The 19843-nt window shown below is 41.5% G+C and carries 14 protein-coding genes; 10 read left to right on the top strand and 4 right to left on the bottom strand.

The features are described from left to right. Positions 1 to 171 precede the first annotated feature (171 nt). The 8 genes from BMZ28_RS01735 to BMZ28_RS01700 all read left to right on the top strand — a co-directional run bounded on the left by BMZ28_RS01735 (position 172) and on the right by BMZ28_RS01700 (position 11092). Complete coding sequence (locus BMZ28_RS01735) at positions 172 to 2484, top strand: autotransporter domain-containing protein (RefSeq protein ID WP_074820292.1); 2313 nt, start codon at positions 172 to 174, stop codon at positions 2482 to 2484. A gap of 157 nt (positions 2485 to 2641) precedes the next feature. Further along, positions 2642 to 2983, top strand: coding sequence for a DUF6506 family protein (locus BMZ28_RS01730; protein WP_047779979.1), 342 nt, complete (start codon positions 2642 to 2644; stop codon positions 2981 to 2983). Positions 2984 to 2992: 9 nt separating this feature from the next. Continuing rightward, the gene (locus BMZ28_RS01725; RefSeq protein WP_074820290.1) at positions 2993 to 3826 is read left to right on the top strand and encodes an AraC family transcriptional regulator; all 834 of its coding nucleotides are present in this window, start codon (positions 2993 to 2995) and stop codon (positions 3824 to 3826) included. An 878-nt stretch (positions 3827 to 4704) separates the two neighbouring features. Then, positions 4705 to 4974 carry a transposase-like zinc-binding domain-containing protein gene (locus BMZ28_RS01720; RefSeq protein ID WP_047779981.1) on the top strand — a complete coding sequence of 90 codons (270 nt, stop codon included), beginning with the start codon at positions 4705 to 4707 and terminating at the stop codon, positions 4972 to 4974. A gap of 847 nt (positions 4975 to 5821) precedes the next feature. Further along, positions 5822 to 6379, top strand: coding sequence for a fimbrial protein (locus BMZ28_RS01715; protein WP_083399611.1), 558 nt, complete (start codon positions 5822 to 5824; stop codon positions 6377 to 6379). Between the two features lie 80 nt (positions 6380 to 6459). Then, positions 6460 to 7164 (top strand): fimbrial biogenesis chaperone, encoded by a 705-nt coding sequence (locus BMZ28_RS01710; protein ID WP_074820289.1) that lies wholly within the window; start codon positions 6460 to 6462, stop codon positions 7162 to 7164. Between the two features lie 86 nt (positions 7165 to 7250). Then, complete coding sequence (locus tag BMZ28_RS01705) at positions 7251 to 9803, top strand: fimbria/pilus outer membrane usher protein (protein ID WP_136655856.1); 2553 nt, start codon at positions 7251 to 7253, stop codon at positions 9801 to 9803. A gap of 98 nt (positions 9804 to 9901) precedes the next feature. After that, on the top strand, positions 9902 to 11092 hold the full coding sequence (locus tag BMZ28_RS01700; protein ID WP_047779983.1) for a fimbrial protein: 1191 nt from the start codon (positions 9902 to 9904) through the stop codon (positions 11090 to 11092). Positions 11093 to 11725: 633 nt separating this feature from the next. Here BMZ28_RS01700 and BMZ28_RS17290 read toward each other — a convergent pair. Next, a complete protein-coding gene (locus tag BMZ28_RS17290; protein ID WP_126466981.1) occupies positions 11726 to 11917 on the bottom strand; it encodes a hypothetical protein in 192 nt (63 codons plus the stop codon). Between the two features lie 817 nt (positions 11918 to 12734). Here BMZ28_RS17290 and BMZ28_RS01695 point away from each other — a divergent pair. Both BMZ28_RS01695 and BMZ28_RS01690 read left to right on the top strand, forming a co-directional pair. Beyond that, entirely contained in the window at positions 12735 to 13517 is a 783-nt protein-coding gene (locus BMZ28_RS01695; protein ID WP_074820287.1) for a winged helix-turn-helix domain-containing protein, read from the top strand. Then, on the top strand, positions 13510 to 13983 hold the full coding sequence (locus BMZ28_RS01690) for a FidL-like protein (RefSeq protein WP_047779985.1): 474 nt from the start codon (positions 13510 to 13512) through the stop codon (positions 13981 to 13983). Before BMZ28_RS01695 ends, BMZ28_RS01690 begins: the two co-directional genes overlap by 8 nt. 57 nt (positions 13984 to 14040) lie before the next feature. On the opposite strand, the gene BMZ28_RS01685 is transcribed toward BMZ28_RS01690, so the two are convergent. From BMZ28_RS01685 to BMZ28_RS01675, 3 genes are all read right to left on the bottom strand, one after another. Further along, positions 14041 to 16488 carry an autotransporter outer membrane beta-barrel domain-containing protein gene (locus tag BMZ28_RS01685; RefSeq protein WP_074820286.1) on the bottom strand — a complete coding sequence of 816 codons (2448 nt, stop codon included), beginning with the start codon at positions 16486 to 16488 and terminating at the stop codon, positions 14041 to 14043. A 611-nt stretch (positions 16489 to 17099) separates the two neighbouring features. Next, positions 17100 to 18269 (bottom strand): glycerate kinase, encoded by a 1170-nt coding sequence (locus tag BMZ28_RS01680; RefSeq protein ID WP_074820284.1) that lies wholly within the window; start codon positions 18267 to 18269, stop codon positions 17100 to 17102. A gap of 187 nt (positions 18270 to 18456) precedes the next feature. Further along, a complete protein-coding gene (locus BMZ28_RS01675) occupies positions 18457 to 19809 on the bottom strand; it encodes an MFS transporter (RefSeq protein WP_047779988.1) in 1353 nt (450 codons plus the stop codon). Positions 19810 to 19843 lie beyond the last annotated feature (34 nt).

Below are 19843 nucleotides of genomic sequence, written 5' to 3'. Positions count from 1 at the left end.
TAATATAATCAATATTATTAAGTTATTTTTTTTTTGTTATTTTGATAACGCTTTCGGTTTTTTTATCTTTGTGTTTTTCAAGGTTTTTTTATATGATTTTGTTTTCGTTAATTGATATGATGAATGGGTATTTTTTATTTTAAATAAATTTTTTATTTAAGGGATTAAATTATGTCTTCATCCTTGGCTATTTTCCGCATTACTCCATTAAACAGCTTAATTTACCTGTCTTTATTTTTATCCCCAACGCTAAGTGCGCTGGATTATTCTTTTGACCGTATTGGTTTTTTACCCGGTGAAGAAAATACCTCGAGTATGATATCGCATCTCAGTCGTGATGGCAGTACGGTTATTGGGGCTGCGGTAAACGGTGGATTTGTCTGGTCTACCGGTAATTCAATGATTGATGTACCAGGGTCGGTATTTACAAATGTCTACTTATCCGGGGTTAGTGCCAATGGCGCAGTGGTTGTCGGTAGTGGGAGCCACAACGCCAGCTATGAAGCATTTCGTTGGACCGCTGAAAAAGGGGCACAGTCTCTCGGGTTTCTGACGCCAGTTGGTGATAACAACTATAGCGGTGCAGCCGCCGTTAGTCAGGATGGTCAGGTGGTTGTTGGTTCCAGCAGGAATGTTAGTAATGAAATGGAAGCCTTTCGCTGGACGGAAGACGGTGGTATGCAGGGGTTGGGCTTTCTGGGGGCTAATCACTCGGGAAGTCGTTTATCTGCTGGGCTGGTGACTAACTACAGTGGGAATACGGTGGCCGGGCATTCAACCAATGCAACCAGACCTAATATTTTTAGAGAAGCTTTTATTTGGACTGAGTCTGAGGGCATGCAAGGCCTTGGTTTTATTGGTGATGGTGGTACTGCTCCACAAAGTGCAGCCAGATATTTGAGTGATGATGGTCTTGTGGTAGCGGGAGAGAGCTCTAATGCCAACGATCACACAGAGGCGTTCCGTTGGACCAAAGAGCATGGTATGCAGGGGTTGGGTTTTATTGGGAATGGTGGCACTACACCTGGCAGCTCTGTCGCCGGTATGAGTAGTGATGGCTCAGTGATAGTGGGGGCGAGTACGACGCCGATAATCAGTACGGATGGCATATATTATCAACAGGCTTTTCGCTGGACAGAAGAAACCGGTATGGTTGGACTTGGCTATCTGGGCATCGGCAACATTGGGCCGATCAGTATGGCGCGAGGTATTAGTGCCGATGGTTCTACTATTATTGGAGCCAGTACCACCGCACAGGATAAAATTGACCTATTTGTATGGCGTAGTGATACCGGAATATTCAGCCTGGTGGATTTTATGTTTGCCCAAGGTATAGACCTGAGAGATTGGCTGATGGCCGATGCCTCTGGTGTATCGGGTAATGGCGAGATCATTTCTGGTGCTGGATATAATCCAGATATGGCAATCGAAGGTTGGCTAATCCGGCTTCCTAAACCTTCCGTTACACCTGATCCTCCGACAGATCCTGAGAAATCCGATCCGGAGGATAAGCCAGAGCCACCCGTGACGCCACCGGTAGGTTTTATCTCGGTTAGCGAACTTAATCGCTCGATGTCAGATATGGCCTATGTGCCGATGTCGGGTTTATCCGTTGCCCAAGGCGCTTTGCAGGATCAGCGCTTTATTTCGACAGAGCATTGTGCATCCGAAGGCGTAAGGGACAAACGCTATTGTACCTTTATTACCGGTGCCGGGGAGTTTTGGCGTGGAGATGGTACCCAAGGTCGTGGTTCCGTTGGTGTGGCGGTTGCATTATCACCTTCTCTAAGTCTGGGCGTGAGCGCTTATTTGGGTAATCAACATTATGATCTGCGTTTGGACGGCAAGAATAAGATGGACAGCTACGGTGGGGCGCTGTTCCTGAATTATTCTGAAGGTAAACAAGGCCTGCGTGCTTTTGGTGCAGTGACCGCCAGCCACCTGGATTACGATTTGCGTCGTCACTATCGCAATGGTTCTTACAATATTAGCCGTTCTTCCGGTGAGAGTTCGGGGCACGCTGTTGGTGGTATGGTACGTCTTGGCTGGGCATTCAACCCGCAGGAAAGCGTCTCGGTGATCCCTTTTGCCGAACTGAGCTGGGCTAAGGCCACGATGAAAGGTTATCGCGAACAGGGCGGCACCTTCCCCATTGATTTTGATGGTCGTAAAGCCAATGAAACGGATATGCGTTTGGGTAGTGAGCTGCGCTATAACCTGACGGATGCAGTAAACGTTAACGGTGGCGTCGCATGGGTACATCGCTTATCGGGGGAGCTAGATAGAGTATCCGGCACGGTGGTAGGTTGGTCAGAAACCAGCGTTTCTGCAGCCAAACTGCCAACCGACTGGAGTGAAGTCTCGCTGGGGGCCAGTTATAAGTTAACGCCAGATATGAATGTATCCGCTTCGACCACCTCAACCATAGGGCGCAGTTACCAACCGGATACCAGCGTCAGAGCGGGGCTCTCCGTAAGTTTTTAATTGATAGTTTCAGATTAAACCCGGTATCTTTCTCTTTGTTAAAGATATCGGGTTTTTGCCTTCTTGAGTGGGAATCATGTCGCTGTCGGTTTGGTACAATTATTTTAATCAGATAAACGATAGGATTTGTCGGTTCTTACTAACCGGAGATAAATCAATGTCTGATGTTTTAAAAGCTGCTTTTATTTTTGTTTCCCCGACTGCTAATTGCCAAATTGATTGGGCTTGGGTAAAAACTGATGATGTCCATGTGAAAACCATTGCGGTAAAAAATTATCAGCAAGCGTGTGAGCTGATTGATGATCTATGTCAGGAGGGCATTAAAGCGATAGAGCTCTGTGCTGGATTTGGTCATTTAGGTGTTGCACATATGGTCGAGGCTGCGAAAGGCCGAGTGGAGATTGGTGTTGTACGTTTCGATCCTCATCCAGGATTAGGATTTGTCAGCGGCGATCGCCTGTTCAATCAATCTACGATAACTGAGAAAAATCGGTTATAAACTGAAGACATGTTACAACAGATAAGATTACCATGCCGTGTGCTATCGCCTTGGATAGCACACTATTGGCACTGGCATTTACCTTCCAATACTTTATTACCTGAACTCTTTCCCGGTACGGGTGGGGAATTGTTGTTTAATTTAGGCGTATCATTACGTCTGGATATTCTTCCTCTGGATAGCGATATCATTAGCAATACTTATCTGATAGGGACTGGGCATCTATTTTTACTTAGTCCGCGTCGGGCAAGACTGCGCATATCACCACAACTAACCCAATCAACAGTAAAATTTATTTCTGCTCGCTTACGCTGTGGGACGAGTTTCCCCTTGCTGGGCATATCTCTGGCTGAATTAAGAGAAATGCCGCTATCTTTGAATGACCTGATATTAAAACATCCTATTCCTGATTTGTGGCACTTACCTTTTATTGCCCAAGTAAACCATCTGGAACAGTGGCTGATTAAGATGTTGGACAAACATATTACCGATGTTCCAGATATGGCATTGGCTGCTAACCGGCTTTATTACGGAGATAGTTTATCAACGGTTCGTCAGGAGCTTGCCCTGAGTGAGCGAACCATGGAACGGCATATTAAACACTTTATTGGCGTCGATGCTCGCTATTTTTGTCGTACGGCAAAATTTCAGCACACGCTACGGCAGATATTAGCCGGACAAACTATGCTGGATGGCGCACTCAATCATGGTTATACCGATCAGTCCCATTTTATTAAAACGTGTCGGTTTTTCACTGGGTTAGCGCCTGGGGAATTATTGACTAAGCAATACCGACGATTGAACTATTATCAACTGACGGATTGTTATTCTGAGAGTAAATAGGACTGAATAGGCTGTCTACATCATTGTTAATAAGTGTGTAAATACTTTGATTTATAGGTTGAATTTTTGATTTAAGTATTTAGCTTTTAATCGAAATTGAGTGAGTTAAGTAGATGAAATCATGGTTTGTATCACTTATGATAAAGTTAACCAACCTATTTTTACTATATAAAAATGATGATATAAATGATTTTATTTTGTTAAATTTAGATTGCAGTCAAGTTGATTGCAATGAGATAAAGCCCATGCTAAAGATGTGGAATATTAATTTTTAATAATTAATAACAGAGAATTACGCATAAGCCGTATGGGGCTTTTCATTAAAACAATCAAAAATAAAATTAATAATTTAAGGTATTTATTGATATTATTTTCTGATATTTGTCTTTTTTGAAGTTTAAAATTCCACTTTATTGCCTGTGTGAATAATTTTAAAAAATAACCCAATCTTATGAATATATTTTAAATAAGGCTTTATTGCTTGTTTTTTAATGAGTTAAGATTTCGTCAGGCGTTTACAGCTTATTTTGGCTATGATAAATTTACAATATAAGTGCTGAACTGTGTTTTTCGTGATTATCTAATTTAAATGAAAATTTATAAACGTTATGAATTTGTCATATTACGTCTGGTTTTCTGTTGTTTCGAATTAAATAAAGAGGGTTTTCGCTCTTGATTATTATCGAAGCAAATGGAAGTAAGAAAATGTAAGTTAAATTAAATTCATATAACAAGTAAGCATAGTTAGCAAAAATGTTTTTTTATCAAACTGAGCAGTATATCTGGTGAGCACCAACGTTGTTCAACGAGAAAGGCGGGAAGCGTAGCCACTTATCAATGACTCAGATTGAATTCAGTATGTCAGTAGAGGATTTGTGATGAGATTTTTAAAGCCGGAATGTCCATTTTGTAATAAAAATGGTGAAGTAATTAAGCACGGAGCAGGTAATGCAGGCTTACAGCGTTATCTGTGTAAAGGCTGCAGTAAAACGTTTCAGACCCGTTATTACTATCGTGCCAGCTATCAAAGTATTGATGGTCAAATTCACCAGTTAGTGCAATCTGGCAAGAGTTTGAAAGAAATCAGTGAACACTTGAGAATTAGTGCTGCGACCGTGAATCGACGAGCTAAAAAATTGTGCTGCTGATATGGACGGGTTAATGGGTAAAGCTTGGCGCGATGTTTCAATTATGATGAATAATAAGATAATGCGATAGTCACAAGCTGAGAGCTTGGTTTTACCTTATTTTCCTCCCTTATCAATATAGGAAAGTCATTTATATTTATAGTTCACATTTACAGCTCATATCTGTTTATTATCCAATCATTATTGTTCTTTGTTAAAATATCACCTGAATTATTTAACTGCAAATAATTTCAATGTTTTTATTCTTTGTAATTATAGTTAATTTTTATTATTAGCAAACTATTTATAAGTGGTGTTTGTTTATTATTGCTCGGATAACGATAAACAGGTATTGAGGTTATAGATGCACATTAAAAATGAAAGCAACTCATTTTATAGATATCGATCGTAAAATATAACCTTATGCCTTTATATTGACTATAAATATCGATTTGTATTTATATTTATATATAAAATATGGGGAAATATTGATACTGCAATGTTAAAAAATGGAGTTTTGATGTAAAAAAAATAGATTGGTTAGTTAAAAAATCTATATTAATTATAATTTTTGATTTTTTAGAGCGTTTACATAAGTGACTCAGATATGATAAATTAAAGTCATAATTAGTGACTTAGCGCATATTAAATTTAATTCTTAAGTAATAAAAACGTATGTGATTATTATCATTTTTCACATATTAGACGTGTTATTTTAAAAATGTTTTTTTAAATAATTATAGTTAGCAACGTTTTCGTTGAAATATTTTTTTGAAACTAGAATAAGGGGTTTTTCTTCCCCCCCTTATTTTATGGGGTAAAAATAGGAAGAGAAAATGCAATGTATCTATCAAAAAATGGAGTTTTTATGAAACTGAAGAGCGTGTTTTTATCTGCCGCTATTGTTGCCGCATTAGGTGCTACGTCGGTGCAAGCCGCTTCTAACGGCACCATTAATTTCACCGGTCACATTATTGATAAAACCTGTGATGTCAAAATCGATGGTAAGGCGAGTCCGGGCGCCGTAAATATTGACGCTGTAGATAAAACTGAGCTGTCAACTGCAGGAGCAAAGGCTAAACGTACGGGTTTTAACATTGAATTGTCTAACTGTTCTGGCTCTGCTTCTGTGACTAAAGCTGCTGCCTTCTTTGAAAACGGTCCAACGGTTGATCCAGTTACTTACCGTTTGTTAAATACTTCAGCGGATCCAAAGCCAGCCACTAATGTCCAACTGCAGCTGGTTGATGCCGTGTCGGGTGACCCAATTCAAATAGGTAGTCCAAACCAAAAGGACAGTTCAACCACTTATGATCTGACTTCTGGCTCTGCCACATTGTCTTATGCAGTTGAATATTATGCTACAGGTGCTGCAACACCAGGCCCGGTTACTAGTTCAGTTAACTTCACCATTAACTATATCTAATTGGTGAATTGTTAACATCATACGGTGAATGTTATCAGAGGGTGGCATTAGCTACCCTCTGCATCAGGAAAACAGACCTAATGAAAAGTAATAGAATATATCGTCAACTTGTGGCGTTGGCTTTAGCCTTGACGCTAACTGCGCCGGCCATGGCAGGTATCGTTATCACCGGTACGCGGGTCATTTATCCGGCAAGTGAGCGCGAAGTGATGGTGAAAATTGAGAATAAAGGAAATACCCCGGTATTGGTGCAAAGCTGGGTTGATGATGGTGATGAGAATACAACACCGGAAAATACCAAGGCGCCGTTTACTGTTACCCCGCCAGTTAACCGAGTGAATGCTGGAAAAGGCCAGACTTTGCGCCTGATGTTTACCGGAGCCGATCTACCCAAAGATAAAGAGTCGGTATTTTGGCTTAGCGTGTTGGAAGTACCACCACGCAGTAAAGACGGACAAAATCAATTACAGATGGCGTTTCGTTCGCGCATTAAGATTTTTTATCGCCCACAGACTCTGCCGGGAGATGCCAATGTGGCTGGCAAATTTGTCACTTGGCGCAAGACAAAAGGCGGGCTAGAAGCCAAAAACCCAACGCCTTATCATGTATCTTTAGTTAATATCGCTTCTGATAAAGAAGGCAAAAACATTGTGGCTGAAGGCGGCATGATCTCACCGGGCGAGACGCAGTTTTTTCCAATGAAAAAAAGTCTGAGCACTATTTACCCCTCTTATATCAATGATTATGGCGGTATTTCACCCACACTACAGCAGGTAGCGCCATAACTGGAAATAAGACGAAATATCAGGGAAGGTTCTCTTCCCGATAAAAATGCCCTATTGGTATATTATCTTGAGTGAAAGGAATTCACATGTCAGTTTTTAACCGCTCACTTTCTCCATTGACCGCAGCTCTTCTGTTTTCATTGCCCGCTTGGGCAATGGCAGATGATGATGATATTGAATTTAACCCCCATTTTATGAGTCTTGGCAGCCAGCAGCGCATCGATTTAAAGCGCTATAACCAAGACTTGGTACCAACCGGTAGTTACCGTGCGGAACTGATTGTTAACGGTCGGCGTATTGGGCGTGATGAAGTTATCATTAAAGACCGGATGGTTGACGGTAAAACGGTTTCAAAAATCGATATCTGTATTAAGCGCAGTACGTTGACGGCGTTAGATATCAATATTGAAAAGTTGAGTGATGCGGCACGGAAGCAGATTGCTGATAGTAAGCAGGATGACTGTTTGGCGTTAAATCATTTGTTGCCAGAAAATAGCGTGGCGTTTGACTCTAATGATTTAACGCTAAATCTGGATTTACCACAAATTTATCTGATTACTCGCCCGCGAGGTTACGTTAATCCGGAACAGTGGGATCAGGGGATCACTGCGGCAACGCTGGGCTATAACCTGAATGCCAGCCGTACTAGTCATAATAATCAAAACTACGATAATTTATACAGTAATTTGAATGCTGGCTTTAACCTGAAGGGCTGGTATTTGCGCCATAACGGCGTATATACCAAGGCCGGTAATAGTAACAGCCAGTACAATAATCTTAACACCTATGTGCAGCGCGATATTCCGACAATACAAGGGCGTTTGCTGGTGGGGGATGCCAATACCAAAGGGGAATTGTTCGACACGCTGTCGTTTCGCGGGGCGCAAATTGCCAATGAAGATCAGATGTTGCCCAATGCGTTACGCGGTTATGCACCTGTGGTGCGCGGTAGCGCCAGAACAGCAGCGAAGGTCGTGATTCGCCAGAGCGGCAATGTGATTTATGAGAAAAGCGTAGCTCCGGGACCATTTGAGATAAACGACCTGTATCCAACCGGTTACGGCGGCAATCTGGATGTCACCATTGAAGAAGCCGATGGAACATCACAAAATTTTCAGATGCCCTACGCTTCAACCAGTAATTTGCTGCGTCCAGGGAGTCAACATTACAGCCTGACCTATGGCAAGTTACGTAATAATACTCTAAGAAGTGAACCGCTGCTGGTTGAGGGGACTTACAGCCGTGGTATTAGAAATGGACTGACGTTGTACAGCGGTGTTCAGGGTAATAAAGACTATCAAGCGCTTCAGGGGGGCGCATCCATTGGTACGCCTATTGGTGCATTTTCTTTGGATGTGACTCATGCCAAAACCGAGCTAGGTGAGGTTCAGGGTGTCGATCAGGGCTCGTCATCGGGCGAGAGCTATCAGGTTAAATACAGCCAGAATATTGAGACTACTGGCAGTAATCTCTCGGTGGCGGCTTACCGTTTCTCGACCGACGGTTATATGGATTTTATCACCGGCATGTCTACTCGCGAGATAGTTCAGGATGGTTACGATCGACGCGCTATTCGTCGGGCAAAAAATCGTTTTACCCTTACTGCTGCCCAGAGCTTACCGGAAGGTTATGGCCAGTTTTATGCCAGCGCCTGGCAACAGGCTTACTGGAATGATGATAAGAGCGATCGTCAATATCAGTTTGGTTATAATCATCGCTATAAAAGCCTGAGCTATGGCCTGAGCTTGACTCGCAATCAGGATGCTTTTGGTCACTTCCAGAATACCTACATGCTAAACATTATGGTGCCGTTGAATAATCTGTTTGGGTTTAACCAAATGGGGATCACCGTTAACCGTGGTCCGGGTAATTCCATGAATGAGCAGATCTTTGCCGGGGGGACGGCTGGTAAAGATCGTCAATACAGCTATAACTTCACTGCCGCTCATAACCGTCAAGGTGGGCAAGGAAAAGCGAGCAGCAACAGTCTGGTGGTTAACGGTTCGGCTCGCACGCCCTATACCACCGTTAGTGGATTGGCGGGAACCAGTAAAGAATATGACACCTATTCAGCCGGTTTAAGCGGCGGGATGGTTGCCCACAGTGGCGGACTGACTTTAACTCCCTACAGCGGGGATACTTATGCGTTGGTAGAGGCCAAAGGGGCGAAAGGTGCCAGTATGGTGAGCTATCCGGGTATCAAGGTAGACAGCTTTGGTTACGCTGTGGTGCCTTATTTAACTGCTTACCAGATGAATGAGGTAGAAATCAGTCCTAAGGGATTGTCTAACAATGTTGAATTGAATCTGACCAGTCAGAAAGTTGCTCCTTACAGCGGTGCGGTGGTGAAAGTCATTTATGACACAACGGTGGGTTATCCGGCATTAATCAACGCGCCTCAGGCTAACGGCAAACCGTTGCCGTTTGGTGCCGATGTGTATGACAGCAATGAGCAACGTATTGGTGTGGTCGGTCAGGGCGGACGCCTGTTTGCCCGAGTGCCAACCATTGAAGGTAAGCTGAAAGTGGTATGGGGCGCTGCGGTGGATCAACAGTGCACTCTAAGCTATCTGCTGCCGAAGAATGCCGATCTGGAAAAGGATAATGTAATCAAGTTTAACTCGGTGTGTCATGAGTAAGCCGCAGTTTGTCTTGTAGCCAACGAATGGGCCAATGACGTTTACTTGCCCCTATTTCTAAGTTGCTATTTCAGTTAACGAATGGATTAGCTATTTCAATGGAACAGAGATTAAATTTTTTACAGCAATATCAACGCGGCGCCAGCTTATTCTGTCAACTGATAGTGAGTTTACTGGTGGTTCTTTCTTTTCAGGCACAGGCAACTTTGTGCGGGCCGTGGGCTCCTGACGATAGTGATAGTGTCATTGTACCACTTATTGGTTCTGGCACCATCACGGCGGGCAATGACTTACCCATCGGTGCGACACTGTATAGGCTATACTATAAGCCAAAACTTATCCGACGCGGTTGGCTTTGTAAGCCCGAAGATGGCGTGCCTAATGCTATGCAGTATACGGGGTATATTAAAGCTGAAGCCATTACGATGCCATTTGGGCCACCAACCAATGTGCAAATCAGTGGTGATGGGACTCATTCAGTTTTTCCAACTAATGTTCCTGGTATTGGTTATATCTTGAGCCCTGGTAGTAACACAATAGGAAATGGGATATATCCGTATCTAGACGAAATTAATAATAATCTATCGTCGGGTTCTGGAGGGTATAGTGTTGATGTATCAAATATAGTGATACGATTGGTTAAGACTGGTCCTATTCCTTCATCTGCACAGGTTTTAGCGTCTTCTTTCCCCACCATTCAGTTTTCAGAAGGTGGTATCTTACCCACTAAGTATGAGCATATTTTTCTGACGATAGGTTTTTCGGGCACGCTAAATGTGGTTAACGGTACCTGTCTGGTTGAACAACCTGATGTTAGCGTTAGTTTAGGTACGCATGATTTTAGCAACTTTACCAAAGTTGGCTCTGCAACTAAATGGCAAGACTTTAAGATAACCTTGAAAGACTGCTCGCCTTTTTATGGCTCTTATCCTAATCCTTCGGATTTAGGGTATTCAGCGGTTGATGGCATTATCAGTAATAAAGCACCTATTCCGAATCAGATAAAGCTTGCTTTGACGGCAGTGTATGGCTCTGACGAGCGGAGAAAAGTTGCTTATCTGGACGGTGAAGAGGGTTCCGCGGTTGGGATTGGTGTTCAAATAACGCGGCAAGATATTTCAGCCGCTTACCCTCTTACGGGAACAAGTTGGCCGGTTCCAATACAGCTTAGTCAGGTTGATGGTGCCAGTTATGATGTGCTGTTAAAAGCGCGCTATTACCAGTATCAGGAAACTATTCAGGCAGGTAAAGCCAATACTTCAGTCGTCTATACCATTAGTTATCATTAGCCCCATATAAGACAGTTACTCTTTATCACCAATGCTATTGCTTAATTCCCTGAGGCTATAGCCTCAGGGGCTACCCCGTTAGATCATTGAACCGTTTATTCCACAGTAGTCATAGCTACTGTATCTGGAACATTAAGACGAATTGGCTACCTGAAGTTGACTTTCTACTTTGTATAATGAGCTAGCATGACATCAAGGTGAGCGGCTAGCAAAAGTGCGGGATGGCAATAGAATCAGTTCAACGTTGATATAGACAGGCTTAATGCCAACCAGAATGCGTTAATCGGCCGCATCGTGCTTAACTTAATCTGTTATATCAACGTTTGATATATAGAGCAGAATTCAATCTGACTCTCCTCAGCATCAATGTTCAGATGGTAGCTACAGTTAAAAGTGTGAGTATTTCCATCTGATATGATTAAAGCAATATTAAAACCGACCAGTATTAAATTGGAAAACGGTAATCAGCAGATTTCTGCTGAAACATCCGTATATTGAGTTTGTCAGATAAATATAGGGTCAGTTTTATCATAGCACTTGATAAAATCTATATTATTGACAAGCTCAGTCGCTGGAATATTTCCAGTAATCCTCGTTCGATTTTAATTTAATGCAATACAGAGTACTTATTTATTACATGGCAACCCGATTACTTTCGTTGTAAGGGAAAGTGGTATAGATATACTTGGTTTGGAATGTTTTATTACAGTGCATGCAGCGATAGCGTCTGGCACCTGTTTTTCCTGTTCCATGGTTACGGATGTGTGTGTTTTTTTCACAATACTTACATTTTGGTAATTCGGTTGGTTTTAATTGTTTCCACATACTATTTACCTTCTTGAATTTATTTTTGGCTAAAAGAATAACGATTAACATGATTTTATATTGAGTTAATTTATTGCTTCTTCTTATGTAGTTTCTTATATCCTTATAATCGGGGTTTGCTAATTAATATGACTATCGTTATCACGTATTTCTTATTGCATAAGAATATTTGATTATGTGGTCATCATATAGCGGGAGATAATTACCTTTTATCTCTTACCGTATGCAACAAATCATACCGAATAATTTTATCGTTGTTTATGTTCAATTATTAAAAACGCAACAATAGTTTTTTGTTTTCAAAATTAAATCAATATAGATAATTAGCATATTTTTTCATTATAAATAGATTTAAACTCTTAATAATTGGGGGGTAAACGCCAAATATGATGCTTTTATGCTGTTTGTTAAAGTTTAAAAGAATGTGTTTGGCACTTCCTGTCTATCAGCATACATAAGTGGTGGTGATATAAGGATTTTTTTGTATTATAGTCGTTGTTATTAATTGGTTGGTTGGTTTAAAAGTTTGTTAAATTTTACTTTTTGGATTTAAATTCTATTGTATTGTTTTTTAACCCAGATATTTCATAATGTTACACATCCATCCAACAATAAAAATAATGGCTGTGTTTACAACATATTATGGTAGCTGATAACGATAACAATTTAGGAGACATCCCATAAGCAGGCATAATGATGAGGGTATGATTATCATTTGTTAATAGTAAGCAAATCATGGCATTTATAAAGCAGATTTCTCAGTTATGCTAAAATGGATTAGTATGAGTCAATAAACGTGTGGTAAAGGTATTTTTAGATGTATTATCAAATAGATGACATAGTGGGATTTAATCCGGAAGATGGAACCTTGTGGTCACTCTTGGAGCCTGGGGAGTTAGTGACGATACCAAGACTGGCATCTATGCTGCTAGAACTATTAATCATCAATAATCAAAAATCTTTATCACGTGATTTTTTTATGAACGAGCTTTGGGAGAGTAAAGGCTTAGTAGCATCAGGAAATAATCTTAATAACTACATTTCTATCATAAGGCGAACGCTTAGCACATTGGGCATTGATGATATTATTAAGACGATACCAAAACACGGCTTTAGCTTTGAAGCTAAGCATATTCAGCGCTTTGATGAGGAACATCGTAGCGTTGACGAAGAAATTAAGGTTGAAGAGGCACCCATCCCGCTTAATCCTAAAGTGCCTGCCAACAAAAAGAAAATTGCCATCGTTCTTCTGATTGTTATTGCCGTGATTTCTCTTGCTGTCTACTGGCAGCAGAAGAAAGAGCATGAATTTAGCAAAACCGTTCGTTTAGGAAAAATTGAAAACTGTAATATTATGGTGGTATGGAACGGTCAGTCTAATGACTATGGTTTAGACACGGTGCAGAACAGCTTAAATAAATTAGCGGCTAGTCATTTTATCGATTGTAAAAGAAAATCGACCCTTTATTACTATAAAGCGAATCCGGCCAAAACGCCCAGAGTGATCGAAAAAAGAATGATGATAGCTCAGTGCCCTGAGGTTTTAGATAATAATGTAGTATGCAAAAGCTATCTTTTTAATGAGACAAATTATGGGTAAGATTAAATTATTTTTTATTTCTATTATTGCGATTTTATTTGTATGTATCGCTATGTTCTATTTTTTTAGACCAACCTCTCTTGATTTAAACGAATTTGAGTGTAAAGCAGAAATAAATATTGATGAGGTAAGCGACGAGATTATTTATAAAAATTTAAAAATATCTTTATTATTTAAAGATAGCCAGCATGGAATATTTAATATTTATGGCTATGTTGATAGCCCATCGAAAAAGCCCACAAAAGTTGCCAGAATAGTTAATTTTAACTATGTGAGTACCGGTAACCGCATTCAAATAGAGCAGGGGCGTATTGATAAATATAACAACGATACGGCTTCAGACGATCTTCTTCCGGAGTTTTTAAGTAATCGAACGGCTGTTTTTCGTATCGAACAACTGAATGTCGTTGATTATATTATCTATGATGACGTATCGCCGGTTTTTGTATGTAGCAGAACTTATTAGTTATTATCTTAATCATAACCTCTGATAACAGAGGCTATGATGATATTGAGTGCAGAATTAGAAGCTAAAACGATAGCCGCCATTCACCTGATGCTGGTTAAACTTATTGCCGGTAGCGCTATCAACGTCCAGATAGAAAGTGTGTGCTTTACTTAGCTGTGCACTGACGCCAACGCCGTTATTCCACCAGTTACCTTTGAAGGTATGCTGTTCCTGAGAACCGTTTAATCGATAATCCACATTGCCATCAAACTCGCGAACCAAGCCGGTCTTCAGATAAACGTTAACTTGATTATCTCCAGCGTTGAGCTCATAGCCAAATAAGGTACTGACTCGGCCCAGCATTGACTCATAGCTGCCTAGGTCAACGCGCAATCCGTTAGACGCAGTAATGTTTGTTGCGGCCTGATGGCCATAGGTAAACTGAACTTGAGGTTCAATATAAAGACCGTTATTTGTCTCACTCAGATTAAACTTATGGCCGCCCTCTAATGAAAGGCTTAAACCGTCTGAACTGCCGTTACCGCTGACTCGCTCATTCTGACTGTCTTTAACGTTAAAACTGTTTTTCAAGCGAGCATATTTGGCGGTAGCATTCAGATAGGCGCCATTATGACGAATATAACTCGCGTAAAGACCGGCGTTGCTGGATTTGGTACTGCCGTCACCAGAACGATAATTCGGGCTACCTTGAGTTTGCCCCATAAATAGGCCAACAAAGATCGGTGATTCAATAGCGAGTCGTTTATCAACGCCGATCTGCATGCCCTGATAAGTCATGTCAAACTGACTGAGCTTGCCGCCAGCAAATGAATCGAACTTACCGGCAAAACCGCGTAGCCACATATTCCCGTGCTCGCTATTCTGACGCAGATCTCCCATGCGTTGCAGTAAGGTTTGGTTCTCCGCATAACTCATCAGATAGCCAACGTTGAGAAAATTAGCGCTAGCGTCTGCGGTGGTCGTGATTTCTGGTTCTGGATGAGTAGTGCCAGTGCCCGGATCTGTTTCTGGACCTGTCTCTGGACCTATTTCCGGATCGGTGCCCGGATCGGTTTCAATGACTGCACCGAAGAGCTCCCAGTTATTACCGGTTTTTCTCAGATCGTATTGGTATCCACCTAATTCAACCTTACTATTCATGGCAAATTGGCCATTACCATCAGAGGTTTCAACCAGCGTTAACGTTTCGGTACCGTTGGTTGCAGCAGAGCCATTATTTAACACGGTTAACGTATGACTGCCTGAGGTTGTACCGATAATTTTGAGTAAATCCCCTTGATTGCTACCGGTGCCATCACCAACAAGGTTGGTACGCATCACAAACGATCCTGAGCCACTTAAATCTTCAACCATCAGTAGGCCATAGGGGGTGTTACTGGTTTGATAAGCGACGGTACCGCTGCCGCTTAAGGTATCAATATAGGAGTTCCCTGTCATATTCCAACTAGCACCAGATGCCATATTAACCTTGATTTTAGCCACAGGATGATCTGACGGTCTAGGGATGATGCTGTGGTTATCTATGGTACTGGTCACGGTCGAACCGGATAATAAATTTAAGTTAATGACGCCTGTATTATACCCTGAGATATTGCCAACGATGGTGCTTTTGCCATTAATATTAATGGTGCCGGCGGTAGCGTGAATTGCATTATATGTACCACCATCGGTATTTTTTGAGACAATACGGCTGTCGCCATTAATGGTAAGATTTAAGCCATGCATTGATGCGCGAATGGTTGGTCCATTCTCCGTCACAACGTCCAGTCCTTGATTAAATAAAATAGAAGCGCCTGAATTCGGGGTGGCATTTTCCATTTGCTCTGCAAGTATACCTACGCCGCCAGTTTCCTTTATATGAATCGCGACCTTACCGTTAAAGGTTAACTCTCCCCCTTTTCCAGTCGTATCATTGTCATTTAGAACGACTATCCCAAAGTTACGGGATCCCAATGCATTAATGGTGACATCATCTTCAAACTTGGCAGAAGAACTACCAGCATTACTGCTGTATGCCATAATGCCAACAAAGGTGTCCAGTGAACTGCTGGTATTATTAATCGTAACCTTATTGTTAAATATGGCATGTCCTTGGTTATCAAGGTGAATAGCTGCGCCATATTTATCGTTAAATATGACACGTCCTTGGTTATCAAGGCCATCTTTAATATTAATGTCCAGATCGCTATTCGATGTTAAATGGCTATTAACAACTCTAATTCCGTATGAGGAATCGTGATTTTTAGCCGCATATGAAGTAATGATGAGTTTATTTGGGCTATTAATCGATAAATTATTTTTGGAGGCCAGAAGGGCGGTTGCTGAAGAGGTAGTTATTGTTGGAACAGTAATTGTAGTCAATATATTGATTTCATCTAGCTCTGAGCTGACGCCCGATGAAGGAAAATCTTTGTCGCCCAGTATTGTTATGGCCATGCTATGTAAAGGGGTTAAAATACCCATGCCAAGAATAAGGCTAAGATGAGTTTTATTATACTTCATGATACGTCCCTGTTTCAGTAACTTTAAGTTTTCTGATTAATTCAATTTGTTGCTTGGTAGTGATTTAAATCAAATCCAATTGACTCATTGGTCTGCATATTATTACAACGCATCGAATACATGCAAGTCTTATCACTGATTCGGTAAGAAATTTGCTGGCAATTTGACCTTAATAAAGGTGTGTCTTTTTTGAATTGATATTAATTATATTTTATAACTTAATATGTTGTAAGTAGTGGGTAACGCTTATTGGTTTCAGACTGATGCTGAACTGAATGTAGATAATATTATTTAATTACACCTTGCTACTCTCGATGAAAAAATATATTAATGCGTTAGTTTTTGGTCGAAATGACCAGTTACTATTACAGGCCGTAAAGATAGGTTAAGAAATTCTGGGTACGGTAAACCAGCTAAAATGGGATGGGATTGCTGATGAGCATAAAACGACTGGGAATAGCGCTATTATTGTGTTTGTTTACCTTATCCGGTTGCGTTTGCGTTTGGGTTTCTGATGGCAATCAGTGATTGATAAATGGCTAATAAGTATTGTTGGGTTCAGCATGATACTGAACCCAATTAAATGATGTAGCCTCTTGTTTGATTAACGATTATTGTTCCTTGCTTGACATGTATGCAGGCGTTAATTTTTGGCCGATTTGCAATGCTTCAGCTACGTTCCTGGCGCAGTTATAGAGATTGTCACCTGCACTATAGAGGGCATCATCCAGCTTGCTTAACCGTGGCAGGATGCTGAATATGGCATCCAGGCCGTGTTGGTGAACAACTTCTGCCCCTTCAGATAATATACCGGCAAAACCAATCACTGGTATGTTATAACGCTGGGCTAACTTAGCGATGCCAATTGGCGCTTTACCGCCAGTGGTTTGCCCATCGATACAGCCTTCACCGGTAATCACCAACTGACAATTGTTCAGTTCTTTTTCCAGACCGATAGCTTCAATCACAATATCAATACCGGAACGTAAACGACCTTTAAGGAACACCTTGGCGGCTACGCCCATTCCTCCGGCTGCCCCACCGCCGTGAATATAGTGGGATTCGATATTGAGCTCGTGCTTAATCACATCAGCATAGTTGGTTAAAGCGCGATCTAACCGTTCGACCATTTCCGGCGTTGCGCCTTTTTGTGGACCGAATACCTGAGCAGCGCCAAATTCACCAATAAGCGGATTATTGACATCACAGGCAATATCAATTTTGCACTCGTGGATTCGGGGATCTAATTCACTGATATCAATATGTGCTAAACGCTCTAGTCCATGGCCGCCAAAAGGAACATCTTTCAAATGGCTATCCATAAATCTGACGCCCAGCGCCTGTAGCATACCGATGCCGCCATCAACGGTAGCACTTCCGCCAATCCCCAAAATCAGATGTCTGATGCCTTTATCCAATGCTGAGGTAATTAACTCTCCGGTGCCATAGCTGGTGGCTTCCATTGGGTTACGTTGAGCAGTGGGAACCAGCATTAATCCACTGGCGGCAGCCATCTCAATAATGGCACATTGACCGTCTCCGGTGATGCCATAAAAACTGTCTATTTGTTCACCAATAGGTCCGGTAACGATTAAATGTTCAATATGTCCCTGCGTTGCAGCAACTAATGAATCAACCGTTCCTTCGCCGCCATCGGCAATGGGCAGTTTAATAAATTCAGCATGAGGAAATACCGTTTTAAATCCTGACTCAATAGCCGTGGCGACCTCTTGAGATGTCAGGCTTTCTTTAAATGAATCAGGGGCAATAACTATTTTCATATTTTCTGGATTCCTTATCAGGAATAAATAAACGCAATAGTTCGGACATCTGAATTAATACGAATATTAATTCAGATGTTGCCTATCAATTCTTAAATTTGTATAAAATTTCCAGCAGTAGCCGATAGATACATTCATTATCTATGATTAAAAATATATAACTATTCGACTTTCTTTACTGAGTTTTCTATTTGTTAACTAATTTAGCTGGAACGGTGTAAGTTAATATTGCGCCACAAATCATCATTAAAGCTAAGATACACATAGCTAATAGATTGTCGCCGCTGATACTTTTAAAGTAGCCAATAATATAGGGAGAGATAAACCCGCCAATATTAGCAAAAGAGTTAATCAGGGCAATACAGGTTGCTGCACATCCACCGGTAAATATCGCGTTAGGTAAACTCCAAAATAGCGGTGAAGGTACCAGACTCGCTGCAACGGCGACACATAAAGCGATCATGACGGCGGTTTTATCGTCCTGGAACAGACCAATACAGATAAGCGCAACGGCAGCAATCAGGAAGGGAACTATCATATGCCATCGTCTTTCTCGGTATTTATCTGAACTACGAGCCGCCCATAGCATGGCGACCACCGCCAGCATATAAGGGAACATGGTCATCACCCCAACATCGAATACTGACTCAACGCCGGTGTCTTTAATGATGGTTGGTACCCAGAATGCCAGCCCGCCTTGCCCCATAACGGTACAAAAACAAATTAGAGACATTTTGCTAAAGTTCCAGGACTTCAGCATCTCTTTGGTTGTCCACTCTTTACCGCTGTTACATGAGGTACTTTGTTGACGCTTGGCTTCTTTCATATCCTCGTCAATTAAGTCTTTTTCTCTTTTGGTCAACCATTTGGCTTTGCTATAGGTATTATCAAGGAACAGGAAGATCACCAGAGCGGTAATCAATGCCCGAGGCCCACTGATAAAGAATAACCATTTCCAGCCGGACAGATTCATTAACCCGTCCATACTTTCAATAATCCATCCGCACAGTGGACCGCCGATAATATTACTGATAGGAATGCCACAAACGAACAGTGCCGTCATTTTGGCTCTGCGGCTGGATGGGAACCAATAGGTTAGATAGAGAATAACACCAGGATAGAATCCGGCTTCCGCAATCCCCAGTAGAAATCTGGCGATATAGAATTGCGTCGGCGTGGTAATAAACATGGTTAACATTGAAATAGTGCCCCAAACAATCATCAGAAAGGCGATGATCCGTCTGGCGCCATAGCGGCTGAGTAAAATATTACTGGGCACTCCGGCGATGATATAGCCGATAAAAAACACACCGGCACCTAAGCCATATACCGTTTCAGCCATGCCGACATTGCTACCTAATAAATCAGGCATCATCTGGAACTTGGCAAATGAGATTCCTACGCGGTCGAGATATCCGACAATATAGCTAATCAGTAGGATTGGCATGATCCGCCAGGCTATTTTTGAATAAATTGCATCTTTTTCAACATGAAGGGTTGATGGGATTGATTCAGCCTCCAGGGGCTTATTTATTTCCATTTGACAACTCCTTACTACAAGTAATTAGCTGTAG

It is taken from the genome of Pragia fontium DSM 5563 = ATCC 49100 (assembly GCF_900112475.1).
GTDB lineage: Bacteria > Pseudomonadota > Gammaproteobacteria > Enterobacterales > Enterobacteriaceae > Pragia > Pragia fontium.
Note: the sequence above shows the minus strand (reverse complement) of the source record. Positions and strands in the feature narration are given on the sequence as shown.